The following is an 18,646-nucleotide window of genomic DNA, read 5'->3' on the forward strand; positions in this document are numbered from 1 at the left end:
TTTATCTGAATGCAAAGATAATAATAAATTATTAATCAGCCAATATATCAGTAAAATTACATCTCATTACTATTAATAGTAGTTTCCAATTCCAAAGCGTTATAACAAATAATTAGCCAATGTGTGTATCAGCTTTAGCTAATCAACACATTGGCTAATTTATAGTATCTTAACGACTATTCTATAATAACCAACCACTATCGTGAGTAATTAGGAGCTTCTTTAGTAATCGTTATATTATGCGGATGACTCTCTGCTATACCACTAGTTGTAATGCGTACAAACCTGCTTACTTCCTTAAGAGTAGCAATATCTTTAGCACCACAATATCCCATACCAGCTCGCAGTCCACCTATAAATTGGTGCATACTTTCTTGTAATTCACCCTTATAAGCCACACGCCCCACAATACCTTCAGGCACTAATTTCTTGATATCATCTTCCACATCTTGAAAATAGCGGTCTTTACTACCTTGGTTCATAGCCTCTACCGAGCCCATACCTCGGTATGATTTGTATTTTCTTCCTTCAAAAATAATTGTTTCACCTGGTGATTCTTTAGTGCCTGCCAACAACGAACCAAGCATCACACTATCAGCACCTGCTGCAATTGCTTTCACTATATCACCTGTATAGCGAATACCTCCATCAGCTATCACAGGCACGCCTTTACCTTTCAGTGCGGCAGCTACATTCAGTACTGCCGAAAACTGCGGAAAACCTACCCCTGCTACTACTCTAGTTGTGCATATAGAGCCAGGTCCTATACCCACTTTCACCGCATCAGCACCACTCTCTGCAAGATAAAGAGCCGCTTCGGCTGTAGCTATATTACCTACTACTACATCCAAATCAGGGTGCTGACTCTTCACGGCTTTAAGTGCTTGTACCACTCCTTTGGTATGTCCGTGTGCTGTATCAATCACTACAGCATCCACTCCTGCTTGCACTAAAGCTGACGAACGCTCTACTACATCTGCTGTAACCCCCAAAGCCGCAGCCACGCGCAAACGACCATAGCTATCTTTGTTAGACATCGATTTCTCTTGCAAATTAGCAATATCGCGGAAGGTAATAAGCCCTATCAGTTTGTAGTTTTTATCTACAACAGGAAGTTTCTCTACTTTGCTGCGTTGTAATATTTTTTCAGCCTCTTTCATTGAAGTACCCTCATTGGCTATCACCAAGTTCTTAGAGGTCATCACTTCCACTATCGGGCGAGCTCCATCTTGTTCAAATCGCAAATCTCGGTTTGTTACAATTCCTTTAAGCGTGCCATCAGCATCTACTATCGGGATACCTCCTATGCTATTTTCTTTCATACAACGTTTAGCATCAGCTACTTTGGCATCAAGCGAGAGCGTTACAGGGTCTATAATCATACCACTTTCAGCACGCTTTACTTTCCTTATTTGCTTTGCCTGCTCCTCAATTGTCATATTTTTATGAAGCACACCTATACCCCCTTCGCGTGCCATTGCTATAGCCATAGCTGCTTCGGTAACCGTATCCATAGCTGCCGATATAATAGGCACATTTAGTGTAATATTACGAGTAAAACGAGTAGTTATTGCTACCTCACGAGGCAATACCTCTGAATAATTGGGTATCAGAAGCACATCATCATAGGTGAGTCCTTCTGTAATTATCTTATTTTGGAAGTCCATTTTTTTAAAAAGAGAATTTAGTTGCCGCAAAATTACTTACTTTTTATTTATAAAACAAATCTTTTTTGCAATATAACGTTTTTTTAATTTTCATAATACTTTATTTTCTCTTTTTAAGAAGCTGTTTCACAGGTATTTTCTGAAAATAAAGCTCCCCATCAGCTCCTTCATAAAGTATCGCTATCGTCTTCTTATCTACTACCGTAAGGCAAGAATAGCCCAAGCCCGCAGCTTCGTAAAGCACTGTTTGTGGCAGTTTATCCCAGCTCTTGCCTTCGTCATCGCTCACCTTAATACTCAAGTCGGTGCGCTGAGTGGCATTTGCCGGATTAGAAAATAACAAATAAGGTTTACCCCCTTTGCCTCTGTAACGAATAATGCTTGCCATACAATTAGGCTCTACCAAGCCTAAGCGCGAAGTAGGGTGTTCTTTCCAAGTAGCGCCCATATCTGTAGTAATAGCTACCGACCTGCCGTGATAATCGTCCGATAGCTCATAGTTAGTTCTATTTCTATCATCGCGCATATTTAGCATTAGGCTACCATCTTCAAGCTCTACTACTTGTGCTTCGGTAGTATGTGTTTTAGCCCCTGTACCTACCTGCCAAGTAGCTCCGTGGTCTTTGCTGTAAATAATAGTAGAATGAGGCACTTGGTTTTCATCTTTAAACTGACCCGCAAATACCAAAGTACCATCTTTCATCATAATACCACTTCCCGGACCTTGAAAAAACAAGCGCCATTCTGGTCTTTTTACTTGGCTAGTAATGTTTACCGGCTTGCTCCACGTTAGTCCGTCATCTTCGCTTTTCACTACCAATAACTGCCCTGTTTCTTCAGGTGATAATCCTTGTTTAGACCCCCACCAGCTATAGGTTTTAGTATCCAAGCCGTGTTGCCATAGGCATATTACCCATATAGTATTTTTTTGTTCATCTACCAGCACCGCAGCATCGCCCACACCATTCAGCTCTTCGGGCAAGTTACCCCAGCGTCCCATATCCACAATCTCTTTCATTGGTTCCCACGTGTGTCCACCATCAGTGCTACGGCTCATTCCTATATTGATATCCTCTTGCAAATCTTTACAATTGTTATACCGGTTGTCGTAAATAGCGATAAGCGTACCTTTAGGTGTCGTAACCAAACCCGGTATGCGATAACACGCTACCCCGTCTTGCTTCGGTTTTCGCAAAGTAATAGCAAAACGTTGCCCTTCTTTGCTCGTATTGCGAAGCCTAAAATTAGTAGCCGAAGTTTTAGCTTCTACGCCAGTGAGCAGCACCTTGTTTAGCAATTCGGGCTTTGCTATAGTATGCGCTGTAATCCAAACGTGTAAGCTATCTTTTGCTAAAAGTTTGTAATCCCCTTTCAGCACTACTTTGTGTGATAGCTTTTGTGTTTTGGCAAATAAAGTAGCATTTTCCTTTTTATCGCGGGTTCCTACATACACCGCTACTTGTGCCAAATCTAGCAATCGCTTTTTCGATTTAAACGAAAGGGTAAGCTGTTGCAGTGTTGTCCCCTTTTCAATAGGCAAAACAAAGGTAGTTAGCACATTCTCTTTGTCTGTAGCCAGCGGCATTTGCGGCTGACTAAATTTCATCTTCTGCTGCCCATAGCCCATAGCTACCAAGCCAATACTCAATAAAATTAATAGTCTCTTCATTGTATTTGTTGTTATAAAATTAGTCCTTAGTTGTTAGTGTTTAGTCGTTAAGATTGTACTTGTGCAGCTCGCAACATTGTTTTTGTTTTTTCCAAGTAAGGATACATTACCTTATCGTCTTTCAAGAAAGGTACTTGCTGGCGCAATAGGTCATACCAAGCTCGTGTAGTTGCCGAAAGCTCATCGTAACATCCTAGTATATCAATAGCTTGTGCAATAGTAATAGCTTCAATAGCTAATACCTCAAAAGCATTGTTTATTACCTTATGAGTAAGCGTAGCAGCATTGGTTCCCATACTTACAATATCCTGATTATCATTATTGTTAGGAATACTATGCACATACATTGGATTAGATAGAGTTTGGTTTTCAGCAGTAGTAGAAGTCGCCGTAAATTGCACCCCTTGCATACCAAAGTTAAAACCTAATTTACCTGCATTCACAAAAGGAGGTAATAGTTCATTAATTTTAGGGTTCAAAAGATAGTTCAGTTGGCGTTCAGCAAGCATTGTAATACGTGTAATCACTATTTTCAGCTTGTCCATTTCAAGCGATATATAGTCGCCGTGAAAGTTTCCTCCATGATATACTTGTTGCGAGGGAACATCTATTATAGGGTTATCGTTTGCCGAATTTAGCTCCTCTTCTACTATGCGTTGGGTATGGGCAATAGTGTCGTATACTGCTCCCAATATCTGTGGCACACAGCGCAATGAGTAATATTCTTGTACTTTTTCTTTAAAAACTGTTTCTTGGTGTTCTCCCGTATAAAGGTGATCGGCGCGCTTACGAGTACGCTTACTATCAGTCAAAAAGGTACGCATCAAGTTAGCAATTTCTTTCTGTCCGTTATGTTGTTTAGCATTGTTTAGCTCTGCAGAAAAATGATCGTCATAACTTTGTACCAACTCATTGATAGCAGTGCTAAACTTCACTGCCCATAGCAATAGCTTGTGAGCGTAATGTAAATTCACACCTGCCAAGCCCGTCATCACCGAAGTACCGTTCATCAAAGAAAGCCCCTCACGCAAATGTATCTGTAGAGGTTTAAGCCCCACTTGGGCAAAAACATCAGCTGTAGGGCGCCGTTTGCCTTGGTAAAAAACCTCACCTTCGCCTATGAGTACTAAGGCAAGATGCGCCAATTGCACCAAATCACCACTTGCCCCTACCCCACCGTGTTTAAAAATTAAAGGCGTAATTTGATGATTAAGCAGGTCGCACATCAGCTGTATTGCTTCTATATGCACCCCCGATTTACCTAAAGACAGACTATTGAGCCTACATAATATAGCGGCACGTACCGTTTCTTCATCAAAATAATCACCACTACCAGCAGAATGACTACGAATGAGGTTATATTGCAATTGTAGCTGGTCTTCTTCAGCAATACGATATTGTGCCATAGGCCCAAATCCCGTATTTACACCATAAATAATTTTATTTTGGGCAAAACTTTTCAGAAAATCGTAGCTTTCAGTTATGTTTTTCTTATCTTCAGAAGGTATATGCACCTGCTTTTTATCAAAAACAATCGATATAAAATCTTTATAATTTCTCATAATACTATTTTAAAAAATAATTTGAGGGCAAAGATAGTAAAATAATGTTTAATGATTAACGTTTAATGATTATTTTTTAGCTATAGGTTGAGCGAAGGTTAAGCGAAGGAAAGTCGGCGAGCTGGCGCAGCCGAGTATGTTACGAAGGATAAACATTGTTTTTTTGAATTATGATTAAACAATATAAAACTTTTTGGTAAAAACAGCTATAATTCAAAAAAATATTGTATCTTTGCCCGCTATTAAAATTAAAAAACACATATCTTACTTAATATAAAATATGATGACTGAAGGAGAAAAACTCATTCCTGTTGATATCAGTGAAGAGATGAAATCCGCTTACATTGATTATTCAATGTCGGTAATCGTTTCACGTGCCTTACCCGATGTGCGCGATGGACTAAAACCTGTGCACCGCCGCGTGTTATTTGGTATGTACGAATTAGGCGTGCTTAGCAACCGCTCTTATAAAAAATCTGCCAGAATCGTAGGGGAAGTACTCGGTAAATACCACCCTCACGGCGATACAGCTGTATACGATACTATGGTGCGTATGGCTCAAGATTGGAGCTTGCGCTATATGCTCGTTGATGGGCAAGGTAACTTTGGCTCTATGGGAGGCGATTCGCCTGCTGCAATGCGTTATACCGAAGCTCGTATGCGCAAAATCTCCGAAGAAATGCTCTCCGACATAGAAAAAGAAACTGTCGACCATCAGCTTAATTTTGACGATACCCTACAAGAACCTACTGTACTACCCACTCGCATCCCCAACCTTTTGGTAAATGGCTCTGCAGGTATCGCCGTAGGTATGGCTACTAATATGGCACCTCATAACCTTAGCGAAGTGATAGATGGTACTATCGCTTATATTGATAATAATGACATTGAAATTGACGAACTTATCAAATATATCAAAGCCCCTGACTTCCCTACAGGTGGTATTATCTACGGCTATGAAGGTGTAAAAGAGGCTTTCAAAACAGGACGCGGGCGTATTATCGTCCGTGCCAAAGCTGAGTTCCAAGAGGTAAGAGGCAAAGAATGTATCGTAGTTTCTGAAGTGCCTTATCAGGTAAATACTGCCGAACTTATAAAGAAAACCGCCGACCTTGTCAAGGAAGGTAAACTCGAAGGCATCTCCGATGTACGCGATGAGTCTGCTCGTGGTAAAATGCGTATTGTTTATATTTTAAAACGCGATGCTGTGCCTAATATTGTACTCAACAACTTGTTTAAACACACTGAGTTGCAAACCTCCTTCAGTGTGAATAACATCGCCTTAGTAAAAGGTCGCCCAGAGTTGCTAAACCTCAAAGACCTTATCCATCACTTTGTAGAACACCGCCACGAAGTGGTATATCGCCGCACCGACTTTGAACTGCGAAAAGCCAAAGAGCGTATCCACATCTTGGAAGGATTTATGAAGGTAATGGCTACTGAAGACACTATGGATAAAGCTATTGAAATTATCCGTTTTCACGACAAGCCTAAAGAGGATTTAATCGCAGAATTCGACCTTACTGACATACAAGCTGAAGCTATTTTGGCATTAGCACTACGCCGCATTAATAAAGCGCTGATTTTGCAAACCAAAGAAGAGTACGAACAAAAATTACTCGAAATACAAGACCTTGAGGATATATTAGCTCGCAAAGAACGCCGCGTAGAGATTATCAAACAAGAACTTCTTGAAATAAAAGAAAAATATGGCGATGAACGCCGCTCTGTAATTGAATATGCAGGAGGCGAATTTAGCGTAGAAGATATGATACCCGATGATAAAGTGGTGATTACTATCTCGCACGCTGGCTATATCAAACGCACTCTATTGAGCGAATACAAAACCCAAAGCCGTGGAGGAGTAGGACAAAAAGCTTCTACTACCCGCGACCAAGATTTCTTAGAACACCTATTCGTAAGCTCCAACCACCAGTATATGTTGTTCTTTACTCAAAAAGGAAAATGTTTCTGGCTGCGAGTATACGAAATACCCGAAGGTAGCAAAACAGCCAAAGGACGCGCTATTCAAAACCTTATCAACATTGAACAAGATGATAAAATTAAAGCTTTTGTAAGCGTTCAAAATCTTAAAGACGAAGAATACATCAATAACAACTACCTGATTATGGCTACTAAACAGGGAATTGTTAAAAAGACTTTGTTGGTAGAATACTCACGCCCTCGCCAAAATGGTATCAATGCAATTACTATAAAAGAAGGTGATGAGCTCATAGAAGCAAAACTTACTTCGGGCAACAGCCAGCTGATGTTGGCAGTAAAATCAGGACGCGCTATCCGTTTTGCTGAAGACAAAGTGCGTGCTGTAGGACGTAATTCACAAGGCGTACGCGGTATTGATTTAGACCCTGAAAACGATGAGGTAGTAGGTATGATTGCTATCGAAAACCCACTTGAAGAGACCGTATTGGTAGTATCTGAAAATGGTTATGGAAAGCGTTCGTATATAGATGACCCTGAAACACACGAAGCCGTATATCGCATCACGAATCGTGGTGGTAAAGGGGTAAAAACGATTTCTATCACCGATAAAACAGGTAATTTAGTAGCTATCAAGAGTGTTTTAGCAGGCGAAGACCTGATGATTATTAACAAATCGGGTATTGCAATACGCTTGCCTATAGACGACCTTCGTATATTAGGGCGTGCAACACAAGGAGTAAAACTTATCAATATCAAAGGTAAAGACTCTATTGCTGCCGTTACTAAAGTAATGAAAGAAGACGATGAAGAAGCCGAAACCGCTGAAGTGGTAGAAGCTCCTACTGAAGAATAAAGAAAGATTGTGTTCATATTGATAAAGAAAGGTCAAACGGAAGTTACTTCATTTCTCTGTTAGGTAAGAATTACTTCCGTGATTACCTTTCTTTTTTATTTTATACTATGGAAAAAACAACCGCTTTACTAAAAGTTGCTCTTAGGCAAAATGCACTTTATATTCCTGATAGTATGGTCTCACAAAGAACTATACAACCAGGAACCTTGGAATTGGTAGCTGCCTTGCGCAAGCACGGCTTTGGCGTTACCGAAAGCCTCTTGCACGCTATCAATGGTACCAATAGCGAGTATCGCCAATTGGTGGTGCACACTGTCAAGCAAATACTCAATGTAAAACTCAATTGGGCACCCCTTATCAAAAATTGGGAAGTACCTACAGGCGAGAGTGCCGTAGATCATATCATTACTGCTTTCTACAACCAATTTCCTGATTTAATAAAGAATGATGATTATATTTGTTATTGGTATGATCACGATGATTATAATGAAGCAAATAGTATTGACAACTACAATAGAGAATATTTTACGCCTAAACACGAGCGTTTTTTAGCTTGCGGGCATTATATCCCTTATGGTACTTTCCCTTTGTGGCGTTATAATGGATGCCCTTTCTGTGGTACACCTTTTGAGTTAGGAAAGATAGAACATACTGAACAAGGTAGCAAACTCAAAATTCTTGACCTTTGGCGTGATGCAGAGGCTAATACTTATTACCAAAATCTATTAGCTTCCAAAACTGCTTTAGATGCTACCCAAATAGATTCACTCAAACGCTTGTTGCCTTATTTTTCAGTAGCAAAAGAAACTACTATTGAAATGAAAGAAACACTCATTTTAGTAGTTGATAATTATCTTTTTTCCGAAGGGAATGAAGCAGAAGCAGGGGCTTGTTTTCGTACCCCTACTGATATTCTGCGCTATTTGTGGTATAAAAAGACAGGATTTTTGCAGCTAATACCTCCAAAAACAATTGTTGCTAAAAATGCTAAAAACTACAGCCATATTGTTTATCCTTTAAATAAAAGTGAAGAAGCTAAAGAAGAACTTCGCTTGAAATACTCGCGTATTGAATGTATGAGGGTGGCACGCTGGCTCAATGCCTTGCCTCTTTCTACCGAAAAATCTTGTGAGCTAATGCACCCCAAGCGTGAGATGTGGGTGCGCTTTATCCGTGCCTTACGTTTGGCTGAATACAGCAAGAAAAAAGGATTTGAAAAGCTTGCTACACTATTAGATATTTTCTATCATCAGAAATACGAAGTGTGGCAAGGCAAGGTTCAGCAGGCTTATTTAAATGTAGATACTGATACTGTTTTAGAATATCTAAAAGAACGCCCTTCTCAGTTTGCACGTTCACTATTCGCTACTATGTTATGGGTGGGTGCAGATGATACGATTATCGCCTTTAAAGAGGTGATAGACCAAGTACCTATACGTTTGCTCTTTACCCTTAATAATTATGCCGACTTTTACTTTACACCACAGGGTACACGCCCTGTAAAAATCATTACGGGCGATTATATAAATGCCCCTAAAAATCAATGGATAATAGGCTATAACGAAGAGCAATTAGCCCAGATGAAAACAGCTATAGAAGAGCTTTGCTTGTGGGCAATACGCAGAAAGTTCGCTGCACAACCGAATCCTCATAAAACAATATTTATAGATGAACAGCTATACCATATCCCTTTACCTATAGGCGATAGAAGTACTACTATACACGATTTTAATGCAACCCTAATGGGTACGAAATTCCCTTTAGAGGGCAACGAGATACGCCTTTTTATGCAATGGGGTAAAGACCTTCCTGCTCAGCATCTCGATATGGATTTATCTTGTCATATCATCTTTGATGAAGAGCGTGATATGTGCTTTTTTGGCAAGCTTACCGCTACGGGTTGCCAACACAGTGGTGATATTCGTAGTATTCCTAATAAAGTAGGTACTGCCGAGTATATCAATATTGATGCGAACACCTTACGCCAAAAGAAAGCTAAATACGTAACTTTTGTGTGCAATGCTTATTCTAACGGGGCATTATCACCTAATTTAGTAGTAGGTTGGATGGATAGTAAATACAAGATGAAAGTATCCGAGCGCACAGGAGTGGCTTACGATCCTTCTACCGTCATTCATCAGGTACGTATTACCCAGCCGCTACAAAAGGGACTCCTCTTTGGTATCTTAGATGTAGAAGCTAAAGAGATTATTTGGCTAGAACTGCCTTTCCAAGGACAAGTAGCCAATGACCTTTCTCTCGATACAGTAAAAGCACTACTTGATAAACTAAATGCTAAAACTACTATTGGCAACCTGCTAACCCTCAAAGCCGAAACTCAAGGGTTGCAGATAGTTAATGATAAAACAATCGCCGATGAAGTATATGATATGCGATGGGCTGCAAAAGAAGCTTCTGTTCTAAATGCCTTATTTTGAGCAATGTTGGCTATAAAGAGATTTATAACTTACCACTAATAATCAAATAGTTATATTTTTTTTATGAAAATAATTAGCATTTTCAGTTGGTTAATTCAAAAAAAACTGTACTTTTGCAGCATCAGAATAAACAGTTTCAAATAATTATGGCAACAATTATTAATTATACAATTATCATTATCTATTGTACTGCTCTGATATTGATATTTTTGTACAGTATTTCGATGTTCAGTTTGTTACTCAACTACTTGAAACATCGCAAACAAAATGATGAGTCTCCTAAGTTCAATTTACTTGACCCTAAAGAGATTCCCTACGTAACTATTCAGCTGCCACTTTACAATGAAAAGTACGTAGTACCTCGCCTACTTGAAAATATTGCAAAATTGGAGTATCCTCGTACTAAACTTGAAATTCAGGTACTTGATGACTCTACTGATGAATCTGTTGCTGAAACAGCTCAGATAGTTAAAGATTTACAAGCTACAGGCTTAGACATTAAGCATATACGCCGCGAAAATCGTCAGGGTTTCAAAGCTGGTGCCTTAAAAGAAGGATTGGCTGTTGCTAAAGGTGATTTTATAGCTATCTTTGATGCTGATTTCCTTCCACAACCCGACTGGCTAAAACGCACCGTTATCTATTTTAAAGACCCTGAAATTGGAGTGGTACAAACACGTTGGGGGCATATCAATCGTAATTATTCTATTCTTACTAAAATACAAGCCCTTGCTCTTGATGTACACTTCACCTTGGAGCAAGTAGGTCGTAATTCTAAAGGATATTTCATCAACTTCAATGGTACTGCGGGCATTTGGCGCAAAGCGTGTATTTACGATGCTGGTAACTGGGAAGGTGATACACTTACAGAAGACCTTGACCTTAGCTATCGTGCACAGCTTAAAAACTGGAAGTTCAAATATTTAGAAAATGTAGAAACACCTGCTGAACTACCTGTAGTTATCTCAGCAGCACGCTCACAACAGTTCCGTTGGAACAAAGGGGGAGCTGAAAACTTCCGCAAAACAGTAAGCCGAGTACTCGCTGCTAAAAATATTAGCTGGAAAACGAAGTTCCACGGAGTAATGCACCTTTTGAATAGCTCGATGTTCTTATGGGTGTTTATTACCGCTATCTTCAGTGTTCCTATGCTGTACCTTAAGAACATTTACGGACACTTAGGGTGGATATTCCACCTTACAAGCTTCTTTATCACTAGTACAATTATATTGTTTATTTGCTATTGGTTTACTTATCGAAACTTACAAGGAAGAACTTTTGATGACTTTTTAAAGTATGTAAAGCTGTTCTTTACATTCTTTTCAGTGGCTTTAGGATTTTCATTCCACAATACTATCGCTGTACTTGAAGGACATACTGGCAAACGTAGCGAATTTGTACGTACACCTAAGTTTAATATCAATTCACTAAGTGATAGCTGGAAGAATAACAAATATATCAATACAAAGCTATCGCCTAATATGATTATTGAGTTTTTACTAATGTTATACTTTATATTTGGTTTGTATAGTGCAATTCATTTAAACGACTTTGGTATGTTTCCTTTCCATTGTATGCTTACTTTAGGATTTGGGTTTGTATTCTTCAAATCACTTACTTCAAAAGCCTAAATGGATTAACAAATTTTGAAAATTAGTAAATTAAAATATAAGTTAAATAAAGGGTTGTCTGTAAAAAAGACGACCCTTTTTAGCAATAAATAGAAAAAAAAGATGACTTTTTGAGGCTCTTATTAACGACCTTTTTCAAAAGTTGAACTATAAAGCTGGTTTTATATGAGACAGAAATTAACCTTAATTACTTTAGGAGTTCGCAACTTTCAGAAAGCTCTTAGCTTTTATGAGGGGCTAGGTTGGCAAAAGTCCAATAAAAGTATGGACGATTATGCTCTTTTCCCCTTAGGAGGCATTGTGTTGGGGCTCTATCCGTTAAAGGAACTTTCAGCAGATACTGGGTTGCCCTATGAGCCTAGTGCTTTCGCAGGTATGACTATTAGCTATAATGCTACATCTGAAGCTGAAGTAGATAGTGTATTAGCTAAGGTTGAAGAATCAGGAGCAACAATTATAAAACCTGCTCAGAAAGTATTTTGGGGAGGGTATAGCGGTTACTTTAAAGACTTTGATGGCTATATATTCGAAGTTGCTTATAATCCTTTTTGGGAGTTTGATGAGAATGGTAATCTTAAATTGTAAATAATGAAAACAAGAATAACAGAACTTTTTGGCATTCAATACCCTATTATTCAAGGGGGTATGATATGGGCAAGCGGCTGGCGATTAGCAGCAGCTGTAAGTAATGCCGGCGGATTGGGCTTGCTGGGGGCTGGCTCTATGCACCCCGAAACCCTTACAGAACACATACGCAAATGCAAAGCGGCTACTGATAAACCTTTTGGGGTAAATATCCCTATTATGTATCCCGAAATGAACAAAGCTATAGAAGTAATTTTACGCGAAGGGGTAAAGATTGTTTTTACTTCGGCTGGTAATCCTGCTACCTACACCTCTCTACTGCAAAAAGAAGGTATAAAAGTAGCACACGTGGTAAGCAGTAGTAAGTTTGCTCTGAAAGCACAAGCTGCAGGCGTTGATGCTGTGGTTGCTGAAGGCTTTGAGGCAGGCGGACATAATGGTCGTGAGGAAACGACTACAATGGTACTTATCCCTGCGGTACGGCGAGTGCTAAACATTCCGCTAATTGCTGCTGGGGGAATAGCCACTGGTAGTGCAATGTTGGCAGCTATGGCTTTAGGGGCTGAGGGCGTGCAAGTAGGGAGTCGGTTTGTAGCCACTGCCGAAGCCTCTGTACACCCTGCTTTCAAAAAAAAGGTGATTGCTGCAGGCGAAGGAGATACTGAACTCACACTGAAAGAATTAGCCCCTGTACGTTTGCTGAAGAATGGGTTTTATCAGCAAGTAAAAGACCTATATAACACCCAACAAGCTACCGTTGCTAACCTACAAGCCTTAGTGGGCAATAGGCGTACCAAACGAGGAATGTTTGAGGGCGATATGGCTGAAGGAGAATTGGAGATAGGACAGGTAGCGGCACTAATAGATAAGGTTCAGACTGCTAAAGAAGTAATTGATGAGATGATGAATGATTGTAATACAAGAATACAACAGTTAAAAAGTTTGTTTGTATTGCATTAATTTTGTAATTTTGCCGCCTGAAATAAATAATTAACCTTATTCACCCTAAATTAGAAATATATGACTTCACAAGAAATAAGACAGCAATTCCTAAAATTCTTTGAGAGCAAAGGGCATACTATCGTCCCTTCTGCTCCTATGGTTATTAAAAACGACCCTACCCTGATGTTTACTAACGCAGGTATGAACCAGTTTAAAGAGTTTTTCCTCGGCAATGCTAAACCTAAACACACACGTGTGGTAGATACTCAAAAATGTTTGCGCGTATCGGGTAAGCACAATGACCTCGAAGAGGTAGGGCGAGACACCTATCACCATACTATGTTCGAGATGCTGGGCAACTGGTCTTTTGGCGACTACTTCAAAAAAGAAGCCATTAGCTGGGCATGGGAACTGCTGACTGAAGTATATAAAATACCAAAAGAACACCTTTACGTAACGGTATTTGAAGGTAGTGAGGAAGAGGGCGTGCCTTTCGACCAAGAAGCTTACGATATATGGAAAGAACGTATCGCTGAAGACCATATTTTACTCGGAAATAAGAAAGATAACTTCTGGGAAATGGGCGATCAAGGTCCTTGTGGTCCTTGTACCGAAATACACGTAGATATTCGTTCTGATGAAGAAAAAGCCAAAATAGCGGGGCGAGACCTTGTCAATAACGATCATCCTCAAGTGATTGAGATTTGGAACAACGTATTTATGGAGTTCAACCGCAAAGCTGATGGCAGCCTCGAGAAACTTCCTTCTAAAAACGTGGATACAGGTATGGGCTTTGAACGCCTCTGTATGGTATTGCAGAAAAAGCAATCAAACTATGACACTGATGTATTTACTCCGCTAATTCAGAAAGTAGAAGAGATTACCAAAAGCAAATATTATACAGGCAGCAATGTAACTACCGAACAAGAGCAGATAAACATTGCTATTCGTGTGATTTCAGACCATATAAGGGCGGTAGCTTTTGCTATAGCAGACGGGCAGTTGCCTTCTAATAACGGAGCTGGTTATGTAATACGCCGTATTCTGCGCCGTGCTATCCGCTATGGTTTCACTTTCCTAAATCAAAAAGAACCTTTTATCTATAAATTGGTAGAAACACTTGTGAAACAAATGGGCGGTACTTTCCCCGAATTGGAGAAACAAGCGTTTATCATTATGAGTGTGATAAAAGAAGAGGAAAACTCTTTCTTGCGCACACTCGAACAAGGATTGCTGATGCTGGATGTGATGATACAAAATGCTACCAATAAACAGTTATCGGGTGCTAAGGCTTTTGAACTATACGACACTTACGGATTCCCTAAAGATTTAACTGCTCTTATACTTTCTGAAAAAGGATTGACTTTAGACGAGGCAGGCTTTGAAGAGAACCTACAAAAGCAAAAAGAGCGTTCGCGTGCGGCTGCTCAAGTAAAAGCAGGCGATTGGGTAGTTCTTCGCGATGACGAAGAAGAAGAATTTATAGGCTACGATACCTTAGAGGCTGTGGTACGCCTTGTGAAATACCGCAAAGTGGAGAGCCAAAAAGACGGTACACACTACCAATTGGTGTTCAACACCACACCTTTCTATGCTGAAGGGGGCGGACAAGTAGGCGACAAAGGTACGCTACAGTCGGCTAATGGCGAATTGGTGTACATCTTAGACACTAAAAAGGAAAACAACCTTATCATACATATAGCAGAGCACTTGCCTGAAAACCTAACTGACCCATTTAAAGCGGAAGTACATCCGTTATCACGTCAGTTGGCAGAAGCTAACCATAGTGCTACCCACCTATTGCACCAAGCCTTGCGCGAGGTATTGGGTACACACGTAGAGCAAAAAGGGTCACGTGTATCACCAGAAACCCTTCGTTTTGACTTCTCTCACTTTGCCAAACTAACTGATGAGGAATTAAGTGAAGTAGAACGCATAGTAAACAGACGTATTTGGGAAAAGATACCATTACAAGAGCATCGTAATATACCTATACAACAAGCGATAGAAGCGGGAGCTATGGCGCTATTTGGCGAAAAATATGGCGAGCACGTGCGAATGATACAATTTGGCGACAGCAGAGAGCTTTGTGGAGGTACACACGTAAAGAATACTGGTGATATATGGTTCTTCAAAATTCTTTCAGAAGGAGCTGTTGCTGCTGGTATCCGTAGGATAGAAGCTATCACTTGCGGAGGGGCTGTGAAGTACTTTGCAGAGCAAGAAAAGTTAGTAGACAACATCAAAACTACCCTCAAAAACGCACAAGATCCTATCAAAGCTATCGTACACCTACAAGAAGAGAATGCACAACTACACAAAGAGTTAGAGCTACTGAAGAAAGAGCAAGCTAAGAACCTAAAGGTATCTCTGAAAAATGAATTTGCTTCTATCAATGGGGTACAATGCCTTATCAAACAGCTCGATTTAGATACAACTACCCTCAAAGATCTCGCTTTTCAGTTAGGCAATGAGGTAGAAAATCCGTTTGTTTTATTTGGTTCGGCATACGAAGGCAAAGCTTTATTATTGTGCTATATCGGCAAAGAGCTTGCCCAAGCCAAAGGGTTAGATGCAGGCAAAATAGTAAGAGAATTAGGCAAATACATACACGGTGGTGGTGGTGGACAGCCTTTCTTTGCTACAGCGGGTGGTAAAAACCCCGAAGGCATAGCCGAAGCTCTCGAAAAAGCACAAGCACTCATTAAAGAGTAATCGTTAGAACAAATTCGCTAATAGGTAAATTTGCTAATTAATAATTATTTTGTACCTTTGCACAAAATCATTTAATAATGAAAGAGACAGACATCATCATCATAGGGGCAGGTCCTACAGGGCTTTTTGCGGTTTTCGAGGCAGGATTGCTACGATTGAAGTGTCACCTTATTGACACCCTACCCCAAGTGGGCGGACAGCTGACAGAGCTATACCCCAAGAAACCTATTTTTGATATCCCTGGTTACCCTAGTGTGGGGGCTCTTGAGTTGGTAGACAACCTAATGGAGCAAATTAAGCAGTATCAGCCTGAATTTACCTTAGGCGAAACTGCTATGACTCTCACTAAAAATGATGATGGTACTTTCATTGTTACCACTGATGCCGGTACGCAAATAAAAGGCAAAGCTGTGGCTATTGCTGGTGGATTAGGTACCTTTGAACCTCGCAAACCTGAGATTGAAAATATAGCTCAATACGAGGGTAAAGGAGTGGCTTATTTTGTAAAGAACCCTGAAAGTTATGCTGGCAAACACGTAGTAATAGCAGGGGGAGGTGATTCTGCTCTCGATTGGAGTATCTATTTAGCTGAGAAAGTAAATATTGCCTCAGTTACCTTAGTGCATAGGCGCAATGAATTTAGAGGTGCTTTAGATTCGGTAGAAAAGGTAAAAGCCCTAAAAGCTGCAGGAAAAATCAATCTCAAAACGCCTTATGAAGTGGTAGGTCTCATAGGAGAAAACCAATTAGAAAAGGTAGTATTGGAGCAAGAGGGGGGCGATAAAGAGGAACTTGTTGCTGATGCTTTTATACCTCTTTTCGGGCTTACTCCTAAATTAGGACCTATAGCTACTTGGGGGGTTGAGATAGAAAAGAACGCTGTAAAAGTAAATAATGCTTTAGATTATCAAACTTGCATAGAGGGTGTATATGCTATAGGTGATGTAAATACCTACCCAGGTAAATTAAAGCTCATACTCTGTGGTTTTCACGAAGCTACCCTAATGTGTCAAAGTGTCTATAACCGTATCTATCCAAACAAAAAGTATGTACTCAAATACACTACAGTAGTGGGTATTGATGGTTTTGACGGCACTCGCAAAGAAGCTGAAAAAGCAGTAATAAAATCAATTGACTAATTAAAGAGACTACTAATTTAATAACTAAATAAAAATGAAGAGCATAAATGTACTATTAGCAGGTATTTTTTTATTTTGTTGTGCTTTAGGACAGGCGCAAATAGACACTATTAGCAGTAAAACACTTCTACTAAAGGGTAAAATAAAAAAAGTAGAAGATTTTTCATTCTTATTAGAAGAAAACCCTCAAGGAACAAGGAAATTTAACGGGAAAACCTACAATGTATTTCCTTATTCAGAAGAATGGGGTATTGAAAGAGATGTAACCAAGACATCTAAAACTAATATCGCGTACATTTTTGATAATAATGGACGCAATATTGAGGTAATTACTTTTAATGCTGAAGACCAACCTTTTGGTGGAATGCAATTTTACTATGATAAAAATGGTAAAGTTGTTAAATCATTATCTACTTTTATTACAGGGGACGGCGAACTGAAAGTGAATCGTCAGTACTTCTACAATGAGAAGAACCAGCTTGTAAAAATAGATGAGAGTGATGCAGTTACTAATGAGTGGCTTATTACTATTACTTATAAATATGATGATTACGGAAATAATATTGAGAAGAATAAAGTAGCGAGTGTATCGGCTTTAGAAAAGGATATACAACGTTATGAGTCTAAAAACTTAATATTGGAACGTAAAATACGCCCTGAATATACTCGTGAAAAATCGTATAAATACAATAATTTAAACAAAGTAAGTGAAACTGAGGATAAATTAGTAGATAAAAATGTATTCTTAAAAACAGAAAATGAATACGACAAAGAGGGACGACTCTCAAAAGCTAAATTTTTAAACGAATCTAAGCAAGAGACTATTTGTACATATAAATACAACAAAGCTGGAAAACTTATCCAAAGTATCTGTACGGCTAATGATGACCCTAACTTTTATGTTGAAACAAACTATACTTTTACTAAATCGGGCGAAACAGAAGTTATTAAAGGTCGCAAACAAATAGCTTCTACAAAAGTATTTGAAAATAACTTACTTACTGCATACTCAACCCCCGAATTTAGCTACAAATACGAATATGTTTTTGACAAAATGGGCAACTGGGTACAAATATTAATGATAGAAGATGGTAAACCTATAGTGGCTCGCATACGTAAAATTGAATACTTCAAATAATTAAATGAGTGATATACATTTAAAAATAACCGATAGAGAGGGGCTTCTATATGAGATAGAAGCCCCTACTGATATGAATATGAACCTGATGGAGGTAATGCGTGCCTACGAAATAGCCCAAGATGGCGAAATAGGTATCTGCGGGGGTATGGCAATGTGTGCTTCGTGTCAGTGTTATGTACAAAATGAAAATGAGGTAAAACTTCCCGAAATGGGTGAAGAGGAGCAAGCTATGCTTTTTGAAGCCTCTCACGTAAAACCTAATAGCCGATTAGGCTGCCAAATACCTATAACTCCTGAATTGGAAGGGCTTGAAGTAATACTCGCCCCTCTTTCATAAGAGAAATAGACTTCAGAAAAAAT

At 39.4% G+C, this 18,646-nt stretch carries 12 protein-coding genes; 9 read left to right on the plus strand and 3 right to left on the minus strand.

What is annotated here, in order from left to right:
- Positions 1-197: 197 nt before the first annotated feature.
- The 3 genes from guaB to J4N46_RS10105 all read right to left on the minus strand — a co-directional run bounded on the left by guaB (position 198) and on the right by J4N46_RS10105 (position 4,898).
- Positions 198-1,667 carry an IMP dehydrogenase gene (gene guaB, locus J4N46_RS10095; RefSeq protein ID WP_009416735.1) on the minus strand — a complete coding sequence of 490 codons (1,470 nt, stop codon included), beginning with the start codon at positions 1,665-1,667 and terminating at the stop codon, positions 198-200.
- A gap of 100 nt (positions 1,668-1,767) precedes the next feature.
- Complete coding sequence (locus J4N46_RS10100) at positions 1,768-3,336, minus strand: sialidase family protein (protein WP_208059185.1); 1,569 nt, start codon at positions 3,334-3,336, stop codon at positions 1,768-1,770.
- A gap of 47 nt (positions 3,337-3,383) precedes the next feature.
- Positions 3,384-4,898: an HAL/PAL/TAL family ammonia-lyase gene (locus tag J4N46_RS10105; RefSeq protein ID WP_208059186.1), complete on the minus strand. Its 1,515-nt coding sequence runs from the start codon at positions 4,896-4,898 to the stop codon at positions 3,384-3,386.
- A gap of 283 nt (positions 4,899-5,181) precedes the next feature.
- Here J4N46_RS10105 and gyrA point away from each other — a divergent pair, with 283 nt between their 5' ends.
- From gyrA to J4N46_RS10150, 9 genes are all read left to right on the plus strand, one after another.
- Positions 5,182-7,695 carry a DNA gyrase subunit A gene (gyrA, locus tag J4N46_RS10110; RefSeq protein WP_208059287.1) on the plus strand — a complete coding sequence of 838 codons (2,514 nt, stop codon included), beginning with the start codon at positions 5,182-5,184 and terminating at the stop codon, positions 7,693-7,695.
- Positions 7,696-7,802: 107 nt separating this feature from the next.
- Positions 7,803-10,133 (plus strand): TerD family protein, encoded by a 2,331-nt coding sequence (locus J4N46_RS10115; RefSeq protein ID WP_208059187.1) that lies wholly within the window; start codon positions 7,803-7,805, stop codon positions 10,131-10,133.
- 146 nt (positions 10,134-10,279) lie between these two features.
- Complete coding sequence (locus J4N46_RS10120; RefSeq protein WP_208059188.1) at positions 10,280-11,764, plus strand: cellulose synthase family protein; 1,485 nt, start codon at positions 10,280-10,282, stop codon at positions 11,762-11,764.
- A gap of 165 nt (positions 11,765-11,929) precedes the next feature.
- Complete coding sequence (locus J4N46_RS10125) at positions 11,930-12,349, plus strand: VOC family protein (RefSeq protein WP_208059189.1); 420 nt, start codon at positions 11,930-11,932, stop codon at positions 12,347-12,349.
- Between the two features lie 3 nt (positions 12,350-12,352).
- Positions 12,353-13,309, plus strand: a complete 957-nt coding sequence (locus J4N46_RS10130) for an NAD(P)H-dependent flavin oxidoreductase (protein ID WP_208059190.1) — start codon at positions 12,353-12,355, stop codon at positions 13,307-13,309.
- A gap of 60 nt (positions 13,310-13,369) precedes the next feature.
- Positions 13,370-16,006 (plus strand): alanine--tRNA ligase, encoded by a 2,637-nt coding sequence (gene alaS / locus J4N46_RS10135; RefSeq protein WP_208059191.1) that lies wholly within the window; start codon positions 13,370-13,372, stop codon positions 16,004-16,006.
- A 77-nt stretch (positions 16,007-16,083) separates the two neighbouring features.
- Complete coding sequence (locus J4N46_RS10140; protein WP_208059192.1) at positions 16,084-17,145, plus strand: NAD(P)/FAD-dependent oxidoreductase; 1,062 nt, start codon at positions 16,084-16,086, stop codon at positions 17,143-17,145.
- 34 nt (positions 17,146-17,179) lie between these two features.
- Positions 17,180-18,283 (plus strand): hypothetical protein, encoded by a 1,104-nt coding sequence (locus J4N46_RS10145; RefSeq protein ID WP_009416724.1) that lies wholly within the window; start codon positions 17,180-17,182, stop codon positions 18,281-18,283.
- A 4-nt stretch (positions 18,284-18,287) separates the two neighbouring features.
- Positions 18,288-18,623 carry a 2Fe-2S iron-sulfur cluster-binding family protein gene (locus J4N46_RS10150; protein WP_009416723.1) on the plus strand — a complete coding sequence of 112 codons (336 nt, stop codon included), beginning with the start codon at positions 18,288-18,290 and terminating at the stop codon, positions 18,621-18,623.
- The last annotated feature ends 23 nt before the right edge of the window (positions 18,624-18,646 follow it).

The sequence above is a fragment of the Capnocytophaga bilenii genome, from assembly GCF_017565765.1.
Lineage (GTDB): Bacteria > Bacteroidota > Bacteroidia > Flavobacteriales > Flavobacteriaceae > Capnocytophaga > Capnocytophaga bilenii.